This window comes from Streptomyces sp. 142MFCol3.1 (assembly GCF_000424945.1).
GTDB classification, from domain to species: domain Bacteria; phylum Actinomycetota; class Actinomycetes; order Streptomycetales; family Streptomycetaceae; genus Streptomyces; species Streptomyces siamensis.
Map to the genome: position 1 here is coordinate 49588 of NZ_AUKV01000031.1, position 21175 is coordinate 70762.

Here is a 21175-nt window from a genome sequence, read left to right on the forward strand (position 1 = left end):
GACGGCGTGTGAGCGGACAGCGAGACCGACGGCGGTACCTCGTCCGGGGCCTGGCGCTGCTGGGCGGCGTCCTGTTGCTGGTCCTCTTCGGCGGCGTGGGCGGCGCGTCCGCGCACGCCGCGCTGACCGGCACCGACCCACGGGACGGCAGCGTCCTGAAGACAGCACCCCGTCAGCTGACCCTGACGTTCAGCGAGTCCGTCGGTCTGCTCGACGACTCCTTCCGCGTGCTCAGCCCCGACAACCGGCGGCTGCACACGGGCAGGACCGGGCACGCGGACGGACGGTCCGACACCGCCCGGGTGACGCTGCCGCGCGGCCTGGGCACCGGCACGTTCACCGTGGTCTGGCGGGTGGTCTCCGCCGACAGCCACCCCGTCTCCGGTGCCTTCACCTTCTCCGTCGGCAAACCCTCCGAGACCGCCGCCGCGCTGCCGGCCACCGAGAACCCCGCGTCCAAGACCCTCTACGACATCGCCCGCTACGCCGCGTACACCGGCCTGGCCCTGCTCATCGGTGCGACGGCCTTCACGCTGGCCTGCGGTTACCCGGGCGACGTACGGCGCCTGCTGCTGACCGGGTGGTGGACCCTGCTGACGGCCACGCTGGCGCTGCTCCTGCTGCGCGGCCCGTACGAACGCGGCACCGGCCCGGCCGCCGCCTTCGACCCGGACGTGCTGCGTGCGACGCTCACCGGCCGGCCCGGTGCGGCACTGGTGGTCCGGCTGGTGCTGCTCGGCGCGGTGGCCTTCCTCCCCGTCCGCGCGGTCCTGCGCGGGGCCGCGGCGGACGCCCCGGACACCGGTGATGCCGGGGACGCGGGGACGGACGGCGCACGGCGTCCCGCGCCGGGATCCGCGCCCGGACGGGAACGGGCCGTCGTCGTCCTCGGCGGACTGCTCACCCTCGGCCTCGCCGTCACCTGGGCCGTCGCCGAGCACGCGTCCGCAGGCATCCAGGTGCCCGCGGCGATGCTGTCCTCCGTGCTGCACCTGCTCGCCATGGCCGTGTGGCTCGGCGGACTGACCGCTCTGCTCCTCGCGCTCCACCGGCCCGCCGAGCACCTCCCCCGGACGGTCGTCGCCCGCTTCTCCCGGCTCGCCCTCGCCTCGGTCGCCGTCCTCGCCGCGACCGGCCTCTACCAGTCGTGGCGCGGCCTCGGCTCCTGGGACGCCCTGACGTCGACGTCGTACGGCCGGCTCCTCGTCGTGAAGCTGTGCGCGGTCCTGCTCCTGCTGGCGGGAGCGGCGTACTCGCGGCGGTGGACACGACGGTGGACGATCGCGGCCGGCCAGGAGACGACGGCCGGGCAGCGCGTGTCCGCCGGGGCGAAGGCCACGGTCCCGGCCGCCCGGGTGCCGGAGCCGGTCGGCGGCCCGCCCCTCACGGACACCACGACCGCCCCGGACGCGCCGGACGGAACCGGCGCCGGCGACGGGGCGGCCGTGTACCGCCGCGGACTGCGGCGCTCGGTCCTCGCCGAGGTCACCGTCGCCGTCCTCGTCCTGGTGGTCACGACCGTGCTGACGGGCACGCAGCCGGGCCGGGCGGCCACGGAGACGGCGGCCGCGACCGTCGCCGCGGACCGCCCGACGTCGTCCACGACCCTCGTGCCCTTCGACGTCGGTACGCCGGGCGGGCACGGCGAGGTGCAGATCGAGATGAGTCCCGCCGGGGTGGGCGAGAACACGGTGCAGGCCGTCGTCCTCGGCCCCGACGGAGGCATCTCGACCGTCCCCGAGCTGCGCCTCACCTTCACCCTCGCCGCACAGAAGGTCGGCCCCATCGACGCGGAACTCACCGACAGGGGCGGCTACTGGGGAACCGACGGCGTCACCCTCCCGATCGCCGGCACCTGGACGATGAAGGTCACCGTGCGCACCACCGACATCGACCAGGTCACGGTCGAGAAGTCCGTGAAGATCGGCTGAGTCGCGCGAAGGTGCGACCCGCCTCACCAGGACGGCGACGCCGAGGAGCTCCGACGGCGGGCGTTCGCCGGCCGTCGGACGGAAACGGCTGCACCGTGCGGGGGGAACGCCCCGCGCGCCCGTGACCGCCGGGCACCGGCAGGGAGAACATCGATGCAACTCCCCCGAGACTGGGGGCACTTCGTGAGGACCAATGCGCCACACCGTCCGCCCGTGCGACGTTCTCGGGTAGCGGCCTGGAATCACCCGCCCTAGCCTGTTAGCGAGGGCTCCGCGCGCCGTAACTGCACTGTCGGGTCTGGCAGATACCTCGCCACGGGCCGAAGCCCGTCCTCCCCGCATGGGTCCAGTCAAGCAACGAGAACCGGGTGACTCGGCTGAGTCGGTGACGGCTTGTGACCGGCGTCTGTTTCCCGGTCAAGGAGCAAGCCATGCATGCGAAGCGACTGAGCGTCCTCCTCGCAACCCCGGTGGCTGCCACCGCACTTCTGCTCCCGATGTCGGCGAACGCGCAGGCGCTCACAACACAGTCCGCTCCGACGGCGGTCGCGCAGCCCAGCTCGACGAGAATCAGCCCGTACGACCAGGGCTACAAGGATGGATACCGGGACGGCCTGGTATATGCCCGCGACTGCATCCGCGGCGACACCCGTGGGCGGAGCGGTAAGCCCGGGGCGTCCGCCGAGTACAACCGTGGCTATGTCGCCGGCATTGTCGCGGCCTACCGCCACGTCCACCGGACCCATTGCGGATTCGGGCCCCGCTGACTGGTCGCGCCTGTGCTGCCGAGCCTCCGGAGGCCTCACAGCGTGACGTGGACGGAAGACGTGGCCGCCGCCTTCGTCGAGCCCAGCAGGGGACGGGCAACGCCGATGACGTCACACGAGAGGGTGCTGCGTGCGCGCCGCGGCGACGTCGACTCACCTCGTCGCCCGTCTGCCGCGGGTCATACCTTCCTGACGACGATCGACCCCGGGACCAGACGCTCCAGATCGTCCACGTCCGAGGTGAAGACGGTGACCTGTCCCTTCTGCTGTCGGGCAATGACGGCCAGCACCGCGTCGATGGCGTACTTGTGTCCGTGCAGCTTCGCGTCGGCCAGGAGCCGACGGGCCTGACGCGCCTCGTCCTTCCCGATCTCGGGAACCTTGAGGCGCGAGAGCACCCAGTCCCAGCGCTGCTCGGTGGTTCTGCCGTCGTATGCCTCGACCAGCGTCATCGGAGAGGTGACCACCTCGGCCTCGCCCCGCGCCGCGAGGTCCAGCCAGGCGATCATCTTCCGGTCGCCGCGCACGGCGAGGGAGAGGGCCTCGCAGTCGAGCACGAAGACGCGCAGCCGCGACTGCCCGTGCTCACCCGCCCGCTTCTTCACGCGGCCTCTCCGGCGTCGCGCTTGGCCGTGGCGTGGCGGCGCTCGTGCTCGGCGTCGAGGTCCGCCAGCGCCTCCAACGCCTCCGCGTGTTCGTCGTCGGTGACCGGACCGTGTTCCTCCTGCAGCCAGTCCACGAGCTCCCGCAGCCGGTCCCGGTCACGCTTGAAACGCAGTGCCTCGGCTACATACGCCGACAGGCCCCGCTCAGCTGCCTCCGCGCGGATCTCGTCAAGGAGATCCTCAGGGATGGTCACCGTCACTTTCCTGGTCGCCATACAAGCCACCATACTCCAGGTACCGCATCCCTTACCGTGCTGTCGCTCCGACAAGCTGCCCTACGACGGGCGCACGTGGGCCGACCCGCGAGTGCTGTTCGAAGGAGCTGCTCCACATGTGGTCGGATCCGTGGGCCGTGGTGGCCGAAGCCGATCGAGCGCAGTGGCGTCGCATACCGCTCGAAAGCGTCGGCCCTCTGCGCTTCGGCGTGAGTTCGAAGGAAGCAGTCGCCGCGATGAAGGGGCTGGGGTTCACCTGTGAACCCGCCGGAGTTGGCGCAGGTCTGGCCCACATGGACAGTCAGGCGTTGAGTTCCGCGCAGCGCGGCGACCGGCCCCTCGAATGGCCGTAGTCGCCTACGAAGGCGACACCCTCGGCTCGACCTGCGTCACCGTGGATGCCCTCCGCGGTCCCCAGGTCACCTTGGACGGGATCCGCCTGATCGGTCAGACGCCGTCACGTGACCGGGACCGTGCTCCGCAAGGTCGCCCAGCACGTCGGAGAAGCGCTCTGGGGGCTGCCCGGAGCCGACACCGGCACCGAAGGAAAAGCCAACTGAGACGGAAACTGAGACGGACAACGTCGAAGGGCCCCACCGCGAACGGTGGGGCCCTTCGACATCGTGCCCGGTGAGGCACTGGCGGAGGATACGAGATTCGAACTCGTGAGGGGTTGCCCCCAACACGCTTTCCAAGCGTGCGCCCTAGGCCTCTAGGCGAATCCTCCGCGGCAAACAATACAAGACGTTGAGGAGTGCTCGCGAACTCGTTCCCCCGGTCAGGATCCTGTACCCTGTGCGGAGCCCCTCACGTGGCGCTATCTGACTGAACTCCCCCAGGGCCGGAAGGCAGCAAGGGTAGGTCGGCTCTGGCGGGTGCGTGGGGGGCGCTTGCGTTTGCGGGGCGGCGGGCCCGGCGTGCGCCGCGGGAGGCCGCGGGGCGGGCAGGGGCGCTGCCGGGCCGGGCTGGGCGCGGCGGGGCCGCTGCGGAGCCGGGCTGAGCGCGGTCGGGATGCTGCCGGTCCGGTAAGGGCGGTCCGGCGGGGCGGCTGTCCGGCGGGGGCGGCTGTCCGGCGGGCGGCTGTCCGGTGCAGGCCGCGCGCCCGGTGCGGGGTCCGGGCGGGTGTCCCGGCCTGTGGCCCGGGGATGCGCTCGGGGCGGTCCGCGTTGTCGGTGGGCGCCTATAACCTCGTATGCGTGTCGTCTCTCGCGCTGTACCGCCGCTATCGCCCGGAGTCGTTCGCCGAGGTCATCGGGCAGGAGCATGTCACCGACCCGTTGCAGCAGGCGCTGCGGAACAACCGGGTCAACCACGCGTACCTGTTCAGTGGTCCGCGCGGGTGCGGCAAGACGACCAGCGCGCGCATCCTCGCCCGCTGCCTCAATTGCGAGCAGGGTCCCACGCCGACCCCGTGCGGCGAGTGCCAGTCCTGCCGCGACCTGGCACGCAACGGCCCGGGATCCATCGACGTCATCGAGATCGACGCCGCCTCGCACGGTGGTGTGGACGACGCCCGTGACCTGCGGGAGAAGGCATTCTTCGGACCCGCGAGCAGCCGGTACAAGATCTACATCATCGATGAGGCCCACATGGTCACGTCGGCCGGTTTCAACGCGCTGCTGAAGGTCGTCGAGGAGCCGCCGGAGCACCTCAAGTTCATCTTCGCCACCACCGAGCCCGAGAAGGTCATCGGGACCATCCGGTCGCGGACCCACCACTACCCGTTCCGGCTGGTGCCGCCGGGCACCCTGCGCGAGTACCTCGGCGAGGTCTGCGGACGCGAGGGCATTCCCGTCGAGGACGGGGTGCTCCCGCTGGTCGTGCGCGCCGGCGCGGGGTCCGTGCGTGACTCCATGTCCGTCATGGACCAGCTGCTCGCGGGCGCGGGCGACGCCGGTGTGACGTACGCCATGGCGACCTCCCTGCTCGGTTACACGGAGGGGTCGCTGCTCGACTCGGTGGTCGAGGCCTTCGCCTCGGGTGACGGCGCGGCGGCCTTCGAGGTCGTGGACCGCGTCATCGAGGGAGGCGCCGACCCGCGGCGGTTCGTCGCCGACCTGCTGGAGCGGTTGCGCGACCTGGTGATCCTCGCGGCCGTGCCGGACGCCGCCGAGAAGGGGCTCGTCGACGCCCCGGTCGACGTCGTGGAGCGCATGCAGGCCCAGGCCGGTGTCTTCGGTGCCGCCGAACTCAGCCGCGCGGCCGACCTCGTCAACGAAGGACTGACGGAGATGCGCGGCGCCACCTCGCCCCGCCTCCAGCTCGAACTGATCTGCGCGCGCGTGCTGCTGCCCGCCGCGTACGGGGACGAGCGGTCCGTGATGGCCCGGCTGGACCGCGTCGAGCGCGGTGTGAGCCTCGCGGCCGGCGCGGGCGTGCCCGCGATGGGCTACGTGCCCGGACCCGAGGCGCACGGGGCGGCACCGGCCGCCCCCGCGGCCGCGGTTCCCCAGGGTGGCGGCCCGGCGGCGGCCCGTGCCGCGGTCCGCGGGGCGGGACCCGCCGGTACCCCGCAGGGCGCCGCACCGGCCCCCGAGACCGTCACCCCCACCACTCCTCCGGCTCCTGCGGCTCCTGCGGCGAGCGCGCCTCCTGCCCCGCCGGCGGCCCCGCCCGCCGCCGCCCCGTCGCAGCCTCCGGCCGCCGCGCCCGCCGCGAGTGCTCCCTCGGGCGGTGCCCCAGGCGCCTGGCCCGCCGCCACGGCCGCCGGCAGCGGCCGGCGCCCCGGCGGGTGGCCGACGGCGGCCCCCGCGGGCGGCGGGCAGCCCCAGCCGCCGTCGGCTCCGGTCCCCGCGGGCGGCGGCCAGCCTCAGCCGCCGTCGGCTCCGGCCGCCGCCGAGTCCCCCGCGCAGGCCCGGGCCTCCGCACCCGCACCCGGCCCCGCCCCGGCCTCCGGCGGCATCGACCCCCGTCAGCTGTGGCCGAACATCCTGGAGGCGGTGAAGAACCGCCGCCGCTTCACCTGGATCCTGCTCAGCCAGAACGCCGCCGTGACCGGCTTCGACGGCACCACCCTGCAGATCGGCTTCGTGAACGCGGGCGCGCGGGACAACTTCGCGAGCAGCGGCAGCGAGGACGTGCTGCGCCAGGCGCTGTCCGAGCAGTTCAACATCCAGTGGAAGATCGAGGCGATCGTCGACGCCTCGGGCGGATCGGCGCCGTCGGCCCCCGCGAGCCCGGCCTTCGGCGGTGGCGGCGGGTACGGCGGGGCTCCGGCCGCGCCGCGCCCGGCCGCCCAGCAGCCCTCCGCCCCGGCCCCGCGCACCACGGGCCCGCAGGGCGGCCCGTCCGCGAGCCATGCTCCGGCCGCCGCCCCCGCTCCCGCTCCCACGCCGCCTCCGGCCCCGGAGCCGCCCCACGTCTCCATCGAGGACGACATCCCCGAGGACGACGACCCCGACCTCGACGAGTCCGCCCTCTCCGGCCACGACCTGATCGTCCGCGAACTGGGGGCGACAGTGGTGGAGGAGTTCTCGAACGAGTGACGGTGGTCCGCACCGCGTCGGCACCCTTTTTTGGAGGATCCCACCAACGCCGGAGGCCCTTCGCTTCGGAAGCCCTCACAAGGGCATCGGTCCCCGGCGGTTAGGCTGACCCCGTGAAGGTCCTCGTCATCGGTAGCGGCGCCCGCGAACACGCCCTGTGCCGTTCCCTGTCCCTCGACCCCGACGTCACCGCCCTGCACTGCGCCCCCGGGAACGCAGGCATCGCGGAGGTCGCCCAGCTGCACGCGGTCGACGCCCTCGACGGTGCCGCTGTCGCCGCGCTGGCCACGGAGCTCGGCGCCGAGCTGGTGGTGGTGGGTCCGGAGGCCCCGCTCGTCGCGGGTGTCGCCGACGCCGTGCGCGAGGCGGGCATCCCCTGCTTCGGCCCCTCGAAGGAGGCCGCGCAGCTGGAGGGCTCCAAGGCCTTCGCCAAGGACGTGATGGCGGAGGCGGACGTGCCCACCGCCCGCTCCTACGTGTGCACGACGCCGGAGGAGGTCGAGGAGGCGCTCGACGCCTTCGGAGCCCCCTACGTCGTGAAGGACGACGGGCTCGCGGCCGGCAAGGGCGTCGTCGTGACCGCCGACCTGGAGCAGGCTCGCGCGCACGCCAACGCGTGCGACCGCGTGGTCATCGAGGAGTTCCTCGACGGCCCCGAGGTCTCCCTGTTCGCGATCACGGACGGCGAGACGGTCGTCCCGCTCCAGCCCGCCCAGGACTTCAAACGCGCCCTGGACGGCGACGAGGGCCCGAACACCGGCGGCATGGGCGCGTACTCACCGCTGCCCTGGGCGGATCCGAAGCTCGTCGAGGAGGTCGTGCAGACCGTCCTCCAGCCGACCGTCGACGAACTCCGCCGCCGTGGCACGCCCTTCTCGGGCCTCCTCTACGCCGGTCTGGCGATCACCGGCCGCGGCGTCCGGGTCATCGAGTTCAACGCCCGCTTCGGCGACCCGGAGACCCAGGTGGTCCTCGCCCGCCTGAAGACCCCCCTCGCGGGTGTGCTGCGTGCCGCGGCCGACGGCACCCTCGCCGACCTGGCACCCCTGCGGTGGAGCGACGACGCGGCCGTGACCGTGGTCGTGGCCTCGCACAACTACCCGGACACCCCGCGCACCGGCGACCCGATCACCGGACTCGACGAGGTCGCCGCCCAGGACGCCCCGCACGCGTACGTCCTGCACGCCGGCACGAAGCGCGACGGCGACGCCGTGGTCAGCGCGGGCGGCCGGGTGCTGTCCGTCACGGCGACCGGAACCGACCTCACCGAGGCCCGTGCGCGCGCCTACGCGGCGGTCGCCCGGATCGGCCTCGACGGTTCGCAGCACCGTACGGACATCGCGGCGAAGGCCGCCGCGGAGGCCTGACCTCCGGTCGTCTCCGGTCGTCCCGGGCCGTCTCCGCGGGCCCGGGCGTCGCGCTCCGCTCGTGCGGACCGTCACCCTCGTGCGAGGCCCAGGGCCCCGGACTCCGCAAGGAATCCGGGGCCTGATCATTGCCCACTGTCATTCACCTTTCCCCAAAGCCATTCCATCGAGTGACCGATGTTCTATCCGGCTGACGGGGGCCGGGGCCCCAACTAGGGTGCGGCGAAAGCGTTCCGGCACTTGGCCCACCGGCATTGCGATGTCCGTGGCGGGTGCCACAGTGGGGGAGTGAGCAACGCCAGGACATCCGTCGGCACGGGCTGTGCGACAGCCGGTGCCGGACGGACACGTAGGGGGTGACGTCCGGTCGTGACCGGTATGGGTGTGGAGGTGGGCGCGCAGGCAGCGCGCTCCCGGGCTCTCGCCGTGCTGCGCATCCGCAGCAGAGCGCTGGCCGTCGCCCTGCTGCCCGCGGCCGTCGCCGTCGTGCTGCTCGTCGGCGGCTCCACCGGCCACATCGTCGGCGGGCACTGGGGCGTCACGCGCTGGGTCGTGACGGTCCTGGCCGTCGTCGTCCTCCTCGCGGCCGCGGGCATCGCCCTCGTCGTCGCCCGGTCCCGGCCCGCCGTCAGCCCCACGGTCCCGATCGCCGAGGAATCCGCCCCGGACCTGTATCGCATGGTCCGCGACCTGGCCGACCGTCTCGACGTGCCGGCCCCCTCCGCGATAGCGCTCACCCCCGACTGCGACAGCTGGCTGGAGGACCGTACGCATCCGGCGCACGGCCCGCCGCCCGTGGAGCGGGACGACAGGGACGGCCTGGACGCCCTGCGCGGCATACGCGGAACCCAAGGCGTACGGGGTCTGTCCGCACGGTCCCGCCGCTCCCCCTCGGCCCCCGTCCTCGTCATCGGCTCCCCCTTCCTGTGGTGGATGCGGGTGGGCGAGCTGCGCGCGGTCCTCGCCCCGGTGGTCGCCGGGACGGGCCCGTCCGCACAACCCGACATAGCCGCGGCGCGCCGGTTCGTACGGGGCCTGGACGCGGCGGTGGCCGTGACCTCGGCACCCACCGGCGGATCCCTGTCCCGTACGGTCCGCGCGGGCGTCGGCTGGGTGACCCGTCTGCTGCTGCGCAGCTGTCGCGGCCACGCGGCCGAGATGGAGCGCGGAGTGGCGGCCGCCGCCGCCGAGCGTGCACAGGCTGTGGACTACGGCCTGCGGATCGTCGCCCAGGAACAGGTGGGCCTGGCGTACGCGGGCTGGGACCGGCTGCTGACCCGCGTCGCGCTGCCCGCCTGGAGGATGGGCCGCTGGCCGTCCCGGCTGGACGCCGGCGTGGTCGCGGCCCTCACCGAACTGTCCCGTCGCGACCGCCTGGCCGAGGGATTCGCCTCCCGTCTGGGCGAGCGCCCCGCCTGCGACCTGCTCGAAGAGCCCGGCACGATCGACGAGGCGACCTCCCTCCTCGCCGCCCGCCTCTTCCACGGAGGCCCCGCCGAACCGGGTCCCGACTGGGCGCCGGTGGACTGGCAGGAGTATCCGGACGAGGTCGTCGACCGCAAATGGCGCACCGACGCGGCCCGCCTCCACCGGGTGCTGGACGCACTGGGCATCCGGCAGTCGGCCGATCCGGCGGCACCCGACCCGGAGGGGCCGACGCTGGCGAGGGTGATGGACCACCTCTCCGTGCCGCCGGAGGACCGGCACACGGCAGGCCCGGACGCCGATGACGGCACCGTCGGTGGTCCGGCGGCGTACGCGGGGATGGGAATGGACGAGGACGAGCTCGGCCTCGGGAGCGAGCGCTCGGCCGCGCTGGCGGCCGGGCTCACCGCGGAGCTCGCCCGTGAGGAGACGGCGGCCCCGGCCGCGGCGCCCGCACCGGGCGGGGGCGCGGAGCAGCAGGACCCCGACCGGGCGCTGTGGGACGACGGGACGCTTCCCCTCTTCCCCCTCCAGCCGCCCAGGACCGGCCGGGAACTGCTGGCCGACCACGTCACGGCGATGGTGTGCTGTTGCGCGATGGACACGGTGGGGGCGGCGCCCGGGCTCGACTGGCTGGACGGGCCCTCCCTGCTCGTCGGCGGCGAACGGGCCGGCGACCTCGGGCCGCGTGTCCGCACCCTCGTCGAGACGGGGGATCCCGACCCTCTGCGGGAGTGGCTCTCGCACCTCGGCGTCCGGCCGGAGAAGCCGGTACGCCTCGTCTGACCCGAGGATGCCTGCCGTCGTGACAGCGCCTTCCGCCCCGACGGGGCTCTTCCGGCCCGACGGGGCCTTCGGCCCTGCGGCTTCCGGCTCGCCGGGGCCTTTCCGGCCCTGCGGCACCTTCCGGCTCGCCGGGGCCTTTTCGGCCCCGCGGCGCCTTCCGGCCCGACGGCTCCGGTTGCCTGATGTGCTGCGGTGGTGGCCGCCGGCCCGATGGCGGCTGCCTTCCCGGGGCCGGCGGTGCCTGCCGGCGGGCATCGGCCCGTCGCCCCGTCCGGGCGCCGGTGCCCGCCGACCCGAGCGGGCCCCGGCCGTTCTGTCCCGTCCGCCGTGCGGGGCTCGCCCGGGACGGCGCCGGGTGTCGGCGATTTTTCGCCCCGTGTGTCCTCGTCCGCCCGGCTCCCGCCGGCTCGGCCCGCACCCCCGGTCCGGGCGGGGCGGCCTCGTCGTGGCGCCCCGGACGGGCCGGAACGCGGCGACGGGACAGGGCCGCGCCCCCACGCACGGGCGGATCCCGGGGTTCCACTCGCGTCAATTCGCGACGAACGGTGACGGAGTGCGTGCGTAATGTGATGTGCTGGGACCGATCGCGCACAGGGCAAGGGCTTGCAGACAGACGACGGGGGCACGAGGGAGGGGAGCAGGCATGGGGTCGGAGCAGATTCGCCGCTGGGAGTCGGGCGCGCTCGCGCACGCCGTGACGGATCCTTTCGGCCAGGGTCCCGTTCCGTGGCTCCGCGGCGACGAGCACTACTTCGACGACAGCGGTCACGTCGTCCCCTGGTACATCGACCACATCGACCCGGCCCAGGGCGCCACCCTCGTGCGCGACCCGCGCGACGGGCGGGACGCCAAGGCACGAGCCGTGCGGGCCATCCCGCACCCCCGGGCCGGCGGCCCCCGCTCCGCCGACGACGTCCATCGCCAGATCAAGGGCTTCACCTCCACCGGCGCGGCGGCGCCCGGCGAGGCCATCGACTTCCACATCACCGTCGACCCGCCCCAGGAATTCAGCGTCGACATCTACCGGATCGGGCACTACGGAGGCGACGGCGCCAGCAAGATCACCACCAGCCCGCGGCTGTCCGGCATCGTGCAGCCCCCGCCGCTCACCGCCGACCGCACGGTCTCCTGCCACCACTGGTGGCTGTCCTGGCGGCTCCAGATCCCGTCGTACTGGAGCATCGGTGCCTATGTCGCCGTGCTCACCACCCTCGACGGCTATCGGTCCCACGTGCCGTTCACCATCCGCGACAACCACCCCGCGGACCTGCTGCTCCTGCTCCCGGACGTCACCTGGCAGGCGTACAACCTGTACCCGGAGGACGGTCACACGGGCGCCAGCCTGTACCACGCGTGGGACGAGGACGGCCGGCTGCTCGGCGAGGCGGATGCCGCGACGACGGTCTCCTTCGACCGGCCGTACGCGGGCGCGGGCCTGCCCCTGCACGTCGGCCACGCCTACGACTTCATCCGCTGGGCCGAGCGCTACGGCTACGACCTCGCGTACGCCGACGCCCGCGACCTGCACGCCGGCAGTGTCGACCCCTCGCGCTACCGCGGCCTGGTCTTCCCGGGCCACGACGAGTACTGGTCCGCGCACATGCGCCGCACCGTGGAACTCGCCCGAGAGCACGGCACCTCGCTCGTCTTCCTCTCCGCCAACACCATGTACTGGCAGGTGGAGTTGGGGCCCTCCCCGTCGGGAGTCGCCGACCGCCTGTTGACCTGCCGCAAGCGCCGCGGCCCCGGAAGGCCGGCCCTGTGGCGGGAGATCGACCGCCCGGAGCAGCAGATCATCGGCATCCAGTACGCGGGGCGGGTCCCCGAGCCGCACCCCCTCGTCGTCCGCAACGCGGACCACTGGCTGTGGGAGGCGACCGGCGCGCACGAGGGCGACGAACTGGAGGGCATGGTCGCCGGCGAGGCCGACCGGTACTTCCCGCGCACCCCGCTCCCCGAGCACCAGGGCCGGATTCTGCTCGCCCACTCCCCTTACGAGGACAGTGAGGGAACGGTCCGGCACCAGGAGACCTCCCTGTACCGGGCCCCGTCCGGCGCCCTCGTCTTCGCATCCGGGACGTTCGCGTGGTCCCCGGCGCTGGACCGTCCCGGGCACGTGGACACCCGTATCCAGCGAGCCACCGCCAACCTCCTCGACCGCATCTGCAAACGCGACTGACCGAGCACCGGACGCCGGACGTGTCGCGCGCCGTCCGGCACCCCCTGGCCGGAGCCGCTCCCGGCATACGGGAGAATCGAGCCACTTGGACAGAACCACGGGGAGGAACCGTGTCCGGATTCGTCGAAAAGCCCGAGCCCCTTCAGGTGCCGGGTCTGGTGCATCTGCACACCGGCAAGGTGCGCGACCTGTACCAGAACGAGGCGGGCGACCTCGTGATGGTCGCCAGCGACCGTATCTCCGCCTACGACTGGGTGCTGCCCACGGAGATCCCCGACAAGGGCCGCACCCTCACCCAGCTCTCCCTGTGGTGGTTCGACCAGCTCGCCGAGCTGGCGCCCAACCACGTGATCAGTGCCGAGCTCCCGCCGGGCGCCCCCGCCGACTGGGAGGGCCGGACCCTGATCTGCAAGTCGCTGCGGATGGTCCCGGTGGAGTGCGTCGCGCGCGGCTATCTCACCGGTTCCGGCCTCGCCGAGTACCAGGAGTCCCGGACCGTGTGCGGCCTCGCCCTCCCCGAAGGCCTCGTCGACGGCTCGGAGCTGCCCTCGCCGATCTTCACCCCGGCCACCAAGGCCGAGGTCGGTGAGCACGACGAGAACGTGTCGTACGAGGAAGTGGCCCGGCAGGTGGGCGCCGACACGGCGGCCCAGCTGCGCCAGACGACCCTCGCCGTCTACGCCCGTGCCCGCGACATCGCCCGCGAGCGGGGCATCGTCCTCGCGGACACCAAGTTCGAGTTCGGCTTCGACGGGGAGACGCTCGTGCTGGCCGACGAGGTGCTGACCCCGGACTCCTCCCGCTTCTGGCCCGCCGACCAGTGGGAGCCGGGCCACGCCCAGCCGTCCTTCGACAAGCAGTTCGTCCGCGACTGGCTGACCTCCGCGGAGTCCGGCTGGGACCGCAGGAGCGAGCAGCCGCCGCCCGCGCTGCCGCCGCAGGTGGTGGAGGCGACCCGCGTCAAGTACATCGAGGCGTACGAGCGTCTGACGGGCACCAGCTGGTCGTAGCCCCCGCGGCGCGACTCCCGGTGGGGCCCGGCGACGAGCCGGGTCCCACCGCATGTGCGACGGTGCTCCGGCTCATTGCGAGCGGGTGGCTGGGTCCCGGCTCCCCGGCGCACCCGCGGGCCGCCCCCGACGCAGGCACACCCGGTTCCCGGACATACGACGAAGCCCCCGATCCGGGACAGATCGGGGGCTTCTCACCGGAGCGGACGACGAGGCTCGAACTCGCGACCTCAACCTTGGCAAGGTTGCGCTCTACCAACTGAGCTACGTCCGCATTGCGCCGTGGCGCGACAGCCACTATACCCAACCTCGCTCAGGTGCGAGACGCACCGCCGCGTGCCGGTCGTCCGCCCCCAGCCTGGAGGCGGCCGACGGCAGATAGTCGCGCACGGTCCCTGGGACAGCGCGGCCCGCTCCGCGATCTGCGCGACGGGCGCCCCGGCGGCGGCGAATTCGAGCACCTCGTGCCTCGCGAGGCGACAGCGGCGAGTCCCCGGCGGAGATCGCGTCGGCGGCCAACTCGGGGTCCACGTAACGGTTTCCGGCGGGCACCGCGCGGATGATCTCGGCGAGCCGCTGTGCGCCGACCGCCTTCGGGACGAACCCGCGCACACCCGCCTCAAGCGCTCGCTTCATGTGCCCGGGCCGTCCGTGACTCGTCACGATCGGCACCTGGCAGCCGGGCAGTTCGGCCCGCAGGGATGTGGCCACCCTCACACCTGGATCTTCAGATGCCGGGGGCGGACGGCGACATCGGGTTCGTGGGCCCACGCCATCGCCAGTGCCTCGGGCCCGGTCGCCGCCTCGGCGACGACGACCAGTCGTCCTCCAGGGCGAGCAGCGCGGCGAGCGCTCCCCGGATGAGGTGCTCGTCGTCGGCGGGCAGCTGCCGTACGGGCCGGACGGATGGGGCCGGTGTGACGAGTGTGGCGGCCGGTACGGATGTCGTGGGGTGACCTCACCGACGTGCACGCTGGTGGTCGCCTCCCGCGCGACCCAGCCGAGCGCCCGACTGGACCCGGGCGGCAGGCCGGCCGCCGAGGGCGGACACCTCGCAGTCGATGCCGGCGGCCGACAGCACGCCCTCGGCGCCCGCGAGTTCGCCGCCCGGGGCGGCATCGCGGTAGCCGCGGACGGCCTCGCGCACCTCACGCCGGTAGCCGCGGGCGCTCCGCCGCACCTCGACCATCTGCTCCACCGCCTCGGGCCGGCCGCGCCGTGTCAGCTGCACGGCGAACTCGCTCTTGAGCGCGATCACCGCGAGGTTGCGGCCCCTCACGTCGTGCGGGTCGCGCCCGTCTCCCCCGTACACGCGCCGCGGATCAGTGACCTCGATCACGTCGCCGTGCTCGTTCGTGCTCATGAATTCAGCGTCGCCGCGGACCGGGCGCGCCGGCGGTGCGCGGTGTCATCGCTCCGCATGACAAATGCTGGTCGCCGCGGAAGCGGACACGAGAAAGGCCCCGGTCGATGACCGGGGCCTTTGCTCCGTGGAGCGGACGACGAGGCTCGAACTCGCGACCTCAACCTTGGCAAGGTTGCGCTCTACCAACTGAGCTACGTCCGCATTGCCTCCGACCGGCTCTCACCGATCGGCGCGAGCACCACCCTACCTGATCGACAAGCGCGATCGGTAAGAGGTGCAGAGCGGGTGACAGGAATTGCACACTGCGCCTTCCCCCTGGAAGGGGGATGTTCTGCTACTGAACTACACCCGCACGACTCCTCGGGGTCCGGCCCTTCGGCCTTGCCCCTCGGCGTGCTCCAGACTTTAGCTGATCAGCGGGGGGTCAGCGCAAGTCGGTTGTTCCCAGGGTCCGGTGACGGGTCCTCGCGGGTGCCCCCGGAGGACCCGTGCGGTCAGTGCGCCTCGGTGAACGCCTCGTAGACCTTCTTGGGGATGCGTCCGCGGGGCGGCACGTCCATCTTGTTGGAGCGGGCCCAGGCGCGGACGGCGGCGGGGTCGGGGGTCAGCGCGGTGTGTGTGTACGCCTTCCCGGACTTCGCCCGTTTGCGGCCGGCCTCGACGTAGGGCGCGAGCGCCTTACGCAGTTTCTTGGCATTGGCTGGATTGAGGTCGATCTCGTACGACTTGCCGTCGAGTCCGAAGGCGATCGTCTCCGCCGCTTCTGAGCCGTCGATGTCGTCAAAGAGAGTGACCACGACACGCTGCGCCACGAATATCGGTCCCTTCGTGCGGCACCTCTGCGATCAACGGTCATGACGTGCGCAGACGTCACGGAGTTGTCGGGGAGATGTCGACTGTCCGGCTGTTATTGGGCAAAGTATCGGCTATTGCCAATTCCTTTGTACAGTGCCCGGCATTGCATTGTGAAGCCCGACTAAAACCTTGCGCGTGTCCGAAGGCAATGGGCCCCTGCCGCTCTTCTGCGGTTTTTCCCAGGATTTTCCGTGCAGGTCCCCGCGTCGATGCGGGATCGTGATGGGGGTCACGTAGGATTCTACGAATCTACGCGAGTAGAAATTTTGTGCGGGTAGTCTGAAGGGACCTGCTCAGCACCACACACCGGGAGTGCCAGTGGCACGCGTCGTAGTCGACGTCATGCTCAAGCCGGAGATCCTCGACCCCCAGGGCCAGGCGGTGCAGCGTGCACTGCCGCGCCTCGGTTTCGAAGGTGTCTCCGACGTACGTCAGGGAAAGCGATTCGAACTGGAAGTGGACGGACCGGTGGACGACGCCGCGCTCGCCCGCATCCGTGAACTCGCGGAATCCTTCCTCGCCAACACCGTGATCGAGGACTTCACCGTCAAGGTGGAGGACGAGAAGGTGGGGGCCGGAAAGTGACCGCTCGTATTGGAGTCGTCACCTTTCCCGGCAGCCTCGACGACCGCGACACGCAGCGCGCGATCAAGCTCGCCGGTGCCGAACCCGTCGCTCTCTGGCACAAGGACAAGGACCTCAAGCAGGTCGACGCCGTTGTGCTGCCCGGCGGTTTCTCGTACGGCGACTATCTGCGGGCGGGCGCGATCTCGCGCTTCTCGCCCGTGATGGAGACCGTGATCGAGCAGGCGAAGTCCGGAATGCCGGTCCTCGGCATCTGCAACGGCTTCCAGGTCCTCACCGAGGCGCACCTCCTCCCCGGCGCGATGCTCGGCAACAACCACCTCCACTTCATCTGCCGCGACCAGAAGCTGCGGGTGGAGAACGCGGAGACCTCCTGGACCGCCGACTACACGGCCGGCCAGGAGATCCGCATCCCGCTGAAGAACATGGACGGGCGGTACGTCGCCGACGAGCGCACGCTCGACATGCTGGAGGCCGAGGGCCGGGTCGCCTTCCGCTACCTGGACTTCAACCCCAACGGTTCGCTGCGGGACATCGCCGGCATCACCAACGAGGCCGGGAACGTCGTCGGCCTGATGCCGCACCCCGAGCACGCCGTCGAGCCGCTGATCGGTACCGGTCGTACCGACGGCCTCCCCTTCTTCACCTCGATCCTCAAGAAGCTGGTCAACGCATGAGCCGCACGCCTCTGGACACGGTCGAGAACGCGGCCGCGACCCCCGATGTCGAGCTGCCCTGGGCCGAACTCGGTCTGAAGAAGGACGAGTACGAGCGGGTCGTGGAGATCCTCGGCCGCCGCCCGACCGGCGCCGAGCTCGCCATGTACTCGGTCATGTGGTCCGAACACTGCTCCTACAAGTCCTCCAAGGTGCACCTGCGCCAGTTCGGCGAGAAGGCCCCGCAGTCCGACGCCCTCCTCGTCGGCATCGGCGAGAACGCCGGTGTCGTCGACGTCGGCCAGGGCTACGCGGTCACCTTCAAGGTCGAGTCGCACAACCACCCGTCGTACGTCGAGCCCTACCAGGGCGCGGCCACCGGCGTCGGCGGCATCGTGCGCGACATCATCGCGATGGGCGCCCGCCCGGTCGCGGTCGTCGACCCGCTGCGCTTCGGCGCCGCCGACCACCCCGACACCAAGCGCGTCCTGCCCGGCGTGGTCGCCGGCATCGGCGGCTACGGCAACTGCCTGGGCCTGCCCAACATCGGCGGCGAGGTCGTCTTCGACGCCTGCTACCAGGGCAACCCGCTGGTCAACGCCGGCGCCATCGGCGTCATGCGGCACGAGGACATCCACCTCGCCAAGGCGTCCGGCGCGGGCAACAAGGTCATCCTCTACGGGGCCCGCACCGGCGGCGACGGCATCGGCGGCGCCTCCATCCTCGCCTCCGAGACCTTCGACGACGCCAAGCCGTCGAAGCGTCCCGCCGTCCAGGTCGGCGACCCCTTCCAGGAGAAGCTCCTCATCGAGTGCACCCTGGAGGCCTTCCGGGAGAAGCTCGTCGTCGGCATCCAGGACCTCGGCGCCGCCGGTCTGTCCTGCGCTACCTCGGAGCTGGCCTCGAACGGCTCCGGCGGCATGCGCGTCACCCTCGACGACGTACCGCTGCGCGACTCCACGCTCTCGCCCGAGGAGATCCTCATGAGCGAGTCGCAGGAGCGCATGTGCGCGGTGGTCGAGCCGGCGAAGGTCGACCGCTTCCTGGAGATCTGCGCGAAGTGGGACGTCATCGCCACCGTCATCGGTGAGGTCACCGACGGCGACCGCCTGGAGATCTACTGGCACGGCGGCAAGATCGTCGACGTCGACCCGCGCACGGTCGCCCACGAGGGCCCGGTCTACGAGCGGCCGTACGCCCGTCCGTCCTGGCAGGACGCCCTCCAGGCCGACGACGCGAACAAGCTCCCGCGCCCGGAGACCGCCGAGGAGCTGAAGGACCAGGTCCGCAAGCTGGTGGCCTCCCCCAACCAGGCGTCCAAGAAGTGGATCACCTCGCAGTACGACCACTTCGTGCAGGGCAACACGGTGCTGGCGCAGCCCGAGGACTCGGGCATGATCCGCATCGACGAGGAGACCGGCCTCGGCGTCGCCATCGCGACGGACGGCAACGGCCGGTACGCGAAGCTCGACCCGTACGCGGGTGCGCAGCTCGCCCTCGCCGAGGCGTACCGCAACGTCGCGACGACCGGTGCCAAGCCGCTCGCCGTCTCCGACTGCCTGAACTTCGGCTCGCCCGAGGATCCGGCCGTCATGTGGCAGTTCGCGGAGGCCATCCGCGGGCTCGCCGACGCCTGCCAGCAGCTCGGCACCCCGGTGACCGGCGGCAACGTCTCCCTGTACAACCAGACGGGCGAGGCGGCCATCCACCCGACCCCGGTCGTCGCCGTCCTCGGCGTGATCGACGACGTGGCCCGGCGCACGCCGGTCGCCTTCCGGGAAGAGGGCCAGCTCCTCTACCTGCTCGGCGACACCCGCGAGGAGTTCGGCGGTTCGGCCTGGTCGCAGGTCATCCACGACCACCTCGGCGGTCTGCCGCCGCAGGTCGACCTGGAGCGTGAGCGGCTGCTCGCCGAGATCCTCATCTCGGCCTCCCGCGACGGCATGATCGACTCCGCGCACGACCTGTCCGACGGTGGTCTGGTGCAGGCCGTGGTCGAGTCGGCGCTGCTCGGCGGGAAGGGCGCGCGTCTGGTCGTGCCCGACGGTCTGGACGCGTTCACCTTCCTCTTCTCGGAGTCGGCGGGCCGCGCGGTCGTCGCCGTCCCGCGTTCGGAGGAGCTCCGCTTCACCGACATGTGCGGCGCGCGGGGTCTGCCCGTCACCCGCATCGGTGTCGTCGACGGTGACGCGGTCGACGTGCAGGGCGAGTTCGCGCTCTCGCTGGAGGAGCTGCGCGAGGCCCACGAGGCGACCATCCCGGCGCTGCTCGCGTAGCCCGCAGGCGGTCGCACACGTCGGAAGGCCCCGCCCGTTCCCACGGGCGGGGCCTTCGTCATGCCGTGACCGGTTCCGTGCGCTCCGCGCAGGACCCGGCGACCGTCTGCGTGCGGTGGGGCCGCGGGAGTCTGAGCGCCAGCACCGCGGCCAGGCCCATCAGCGCCGCACCGCCCCAGAAGACGAACCGGGTCGCGTCGACGAAGGCGTGCACGCCGTCCGCGTGGGCCGCTCCGGTCAGCCGGGCCAGCGCGCTGATGTCGCCCCCGGGGCCGTGCGCCACGTACAGGCGGGCCAGCAGGGTGCCGAAGGCGGCGGTGCCGAGGGCGCTGCCCAGGGTCTGGAAGAAGCGGATGCCGGTGGTGGCGACGCCCAGCTGGTGGCGCGGGGCGGAGTCCTGCACCAGCAGGATCAGCTGGCCGACGAGCTGGCCGAACCCGGCGCCGGCCAGCAGGAGCTCCCCGCGGACCAGCCACAGTGAGGTGTGCGGTCCGGTCGTGGTGGCCAGCAGGGCGAAGGCGACGGCGGTGGTGACCGTGCCGCTGACGGTGAAGGTGCGCGCGGACCAGCCGCGGGCGCCGAGCGGGCCGGAGAGCAGCCCGACCGCGGTGAGACCGACGGCCATCGGGACCAGGTAGAGGCCCGCCGAGGAGCTGCTGATGCCGCGGGCGATCTGGAGGTAGACGAGCACGTAGTAGATGGCGCACATCATGGCGCCGCCGAGGATCGCCTGGACGGCGAAGCCGAGGCGCACCTCACGGACGCGGAGCAGGGAGAGCGGGAGCACCGGTTCGGGTGCCCGGGTCTGCCGCCACAGGAAGAGGGCGAGGGTCGCGACGGCGGTCACGATCAGGCCGACGACGGCGGGGGAGGACCACGCGTACCGGTTGCCACCCCAGTCAGTGACCAGGAGCAGGGCGCTGGAGAACGCCGCGGCGAGCAGGGCGCCCGGGTAGTCGATCGGGCGGCGCACGTGCTGTCCGGGGAGCTTCAGGGCGAGGGCGGAGGCGGTCAGGACCACCAGGCCGATCGGCAGGTTGACGTAGAAGATCCAGCGCCAGTTCGCGTGGTCGGCCAGCAGGCCGCCGATCCAGGGGCCGATCGCCATCGCGCCGCCGGCGACCAGGCCGCCGACGTTGCCGCCCTTGCCGGCGCCCTTCTCCCCGGGGCCCTTGAGGTGGGCGATGACGACCATCGTGACGCTCATCAACCCGCCTCCGCCGAGGCCCTGCACGGCGCGGGCCGCGATGAGCTGGGCCATCGACCGGGCGGCGCCGCACAGTGCGGAACCGAGCAGGAAGGTGGCGATGGCGCCGGTGAAGACGCGCTGGGGGCCGAGGGTGTCGCAGAGCTTGCCGTAGAGCGGGAGCATCGCCGCCGAGGCGAGGGCGTAGGCGCTGACCAGCCAAGGAATCTTGTCGATGCCGTGGTCGGGGTCGAGGTCCCGGACGATCGGGACGGTGGCCGCGGACACGATCTGGAGGTCCAGGAGGGCCAGGACGATCGTCACGAGGCAGACGAGGAAGCCGATCTTGCGCTGGGTCTCGGTCATGGGGACCAGCGTGGACTCCATGCGTGTACCGAGTCAATGTTTTTGCTCGGATGAT

General features: G+C 72.3%; 14 protein-coding genes, 4 tRNA genes, 1 other RNA gene and 2 pseudogenes. 11 read left to right on the forward strand and 10 right to left on the reverse strand.

Annotated features, from left to right (window positions below):
• Positions 1–8: 8 nt before the first annotated feature.
• Positions 9–1931 (forward strand): copper resistance CopC family protein, encoded by a 1923-nt coding sequence (locus tag H305_RS0134740; RefSeq protein WP_107440163.1) that lies wholly within the window; start codon positions 9–11, stop codon positions 1929–1931.
• A 431-nt stretch (positions 1932–2362) separates the two neighbouring features.
• The gene (locus H305_RS0134745; RefSeq protein ID WP_158690634.1) at positions 2363–2698 is read left to right on the forward strand and encodes a hypothetical protein; all 336 of its coding nucleotides are present in this window, start codon (positions 2363–2365) and stop codon (positions 2696–2698) included.
• A 179-nt stretch (positions 2699–2877) separates the two neighbouring features.
• Here H305_RS0134745 and H305_RS0134750 read toward each other — a convergent pair whose 3' ends face one another.
• The 3 genes from H305_RS0134750 to H305_RS0134765 all read right to left on the reverse strand — a co-directional run bounded on the left by H305_RS0134750 (position 2878) and on the right by H305_RS0134765 (position 4305).
• Positions 2878–3303, reverse strand: a complete 426-nt coding sequence (locus H305_RS0134750; protein ID WP_028804512.1) for a PIN domain-containing protein — start codon at positions 3301–3303, stop codon at positions 2878–2880.
• Positions 3300–3578 carry a CopG family transcriptional regulator gene (locus tag H305_RS0134755; protein WP_028804513.1) on the reverse strand — a complete coding sequence of 93 codons (279 nt, stop codon included), beginning with the start codon at positions 3576–3578 and terminating at the stop codon, positions 3300–3302. Before H305_RS0134755 ends, H305_RS0134750 begins: the two co-directional genes overlap by 4 nt.
• Positions 3579–4217: 639 nt before the next feature.
• Positions 4218–4305, reverse strand: a tRNA-Ser gene (locus H305_RS0134765).
• A gap of 71 nt (positions 4306–4376) precedes the next feature.
• Between H305_RS0134765 and ffs the strand changes: the two genes are divergently transcribed.
• From ffs to H305_RS0134790, 6 genes are all read left to right on the forward strand, one after another.
• Positions 4377–4475: signal recognition particle sRNA small type (ffs, locus tag H305_RS49835), an RNA gene on the forward strand.
• A gap of 299 nt (positions 4476–4774) precedes the next feature.
• A complete protein-coding gene (locus H305_RS0134770; RefSeq protein WP_028804514.1) occupies positions 4775–7063 on the forward strand; it encodes a DNA polymerase III subunit gamma and tau in 2289 nt (762 codons plus the stop codon).
• Between the two features lie 113 nt (positions 7064–7176).
• Positions 7177–8430 carry a phosphoribosylamine--glycine ligase gene (purD, locus tag H305_RS0134775; protein ID WP_028804515.1) on the forward strand — a complete coding sequence of 418 codons (1254 nt, stop codon included), beginning with the start codon at positions 7177–7179 and terminating at the stop codon, positions 8428–8430.
• A gap of 378 nt (positions 8431–8808) precedes the next feature.
• The gene (locus H305_RS0134780) at positions 8809–10641 is read left to right on the forward strand and encodes a membrane protein (protein ID WP_037766281.1); all 1833 of its coding nucleotides are present in this window, start codon (positions 8809–8811) and stop codon (positions 10639–10641) included.
• A 643-nt stretch (positions 10642–11284) separates the two neighbouring features.
• Positions 11285–12820 (forward strand): N,N-dimethylformamidase beta subunit family domain-containing protein, encoded by a 1536-nt coding sequence (locus H305_RS0134785; protein ID WP_028804517.1) that lies wholly within the window; start codon positions 11285–11287, stop codon positions 12818–12820.
• 110 nt (positions 12821–12930) lie between these two features.
• Complete coding sequence (locus tag H305_RS0134790; protein ID WP_028804518.1) at positions 12931–13830, forward strand: phosphoribosylaminoimidazolesuccinocarboxamide synthase; 900 nt, start codon at positions 12931–12933, stop codon at positions 13828–13830.
• Between the two features lie 201 nt (positions 13831–14031).
• Here H305_RS0134790 and H305_RS0134795 read toward each other — a convergent pair.
• The 6 genes and pseudogenes from H305_RS0134795 to H305_RS0134820 form a co-directional block, all read right to left on the reverse strand.
• Positions 14032–14104: transfer RNA gene (locus H305_RS0134795), tRNA-Gly, on the reverse strand.
• Positions 14105–14127: 23 nt separating this feature from the next.
• Positions 14128–14716 (reverse strand): annotated as a pseudogene (locus H305_RS51455) (DNA-binding response regulator).
• 83 nt (positions 14717–14799) lie between these two features.
• A pseudogene (locus H305_RS0134805) lies at positions 14800–15127 on the reverse strand (histidine kinase); the annotation flags it as partial.
• Between the two features lie 194 nt (positions 15128–15321).
• A tRNA-Gly gene (locus tag H305_RS0134810) sits at positions 15322–15397 on the reverse strand.
• A gap of 79 nt (positions 15398–15476) precedes the next feature.
• Positions 15477–15548: transfer RNA gene (locus tag H305_RS0134815), tRNA-Gly, on the reverse strand.
• Between the two features lie 142 nt (positions 15549–15690).
• Positions 15691–16008, reverse strand: coding sequence for a histone-like nucleoid-structuring protein Lsr2 (locus H305_RS0134820; RefSeq protein WP_028804521.1), 318 nt, complete (start codon positions 16006–16008; stop codon positions 15691–15693).
• A gap of 361 nt (positions 16009–16369) precedes the next feature.
• On the opposite strand from H305_RS0134820, the gene purS reads away from it, so the two are divergent.
• From purS to purL, 3 genes are read left to right on the forward strand one after another with little or no spacing between them, the layout of a single operon-like run.
• Positions 16370–16636: a phosphoribosylformylglycinamidine synthase subunit PurS gene (purS, locus tag H305_RS0134825; RefSeq protein ID WP_028804522.1), complete on the forward strand. Its 267-nt coding sequence runs from the start codon at positions 16370–16372 to the stop codon at positions 16634–16636.
• Complete coding sequence (gene purQ / locus H305_RS0134830; RefSeq protein ID WP_028804523.1) at positions 16633–17313, forward strand: phosphoribosylformylglycinamidine synthase subunit PurQ; 681 nt, start codon at positions 16633–16635, stop codon at positions 17311–17313. The genes purS and purQ overlap by 4 nt, the downstream gene beginning before the upstream one ends.
• The gene (gene purL / locus H305_RS47925) at positions 17310–19568 is read left to right on the forward strand and encodes a phosphoribosylformylglycinamidine synthase subunit PurL (protein WP_037766284.1); all 2259 of its coding nucleotides are present in this window, start codon (positions 17310–17312) and stop codon (positions 19566–19568) included. The genes purQ and purL overlap by 4 nt, the downstream gene beginning before the upstream one ends.
• 58 nt (positions 19569–19626) lie before the next feature.
• Here the strand turns inward: purL and H305_RS0134840 are convergent, their stop codons facing one another.
• Positions 19627–21120, reverse strand: coding sequence for an MFS transporter (locus tag H305_RS0134840; protein WP_028804524.1), 1494 nt, complete (start codon positions 21118–21120; stop codon positions 19627–19629).
• Positions 21121–21175 lie beyond the last annotated feature (55 nt).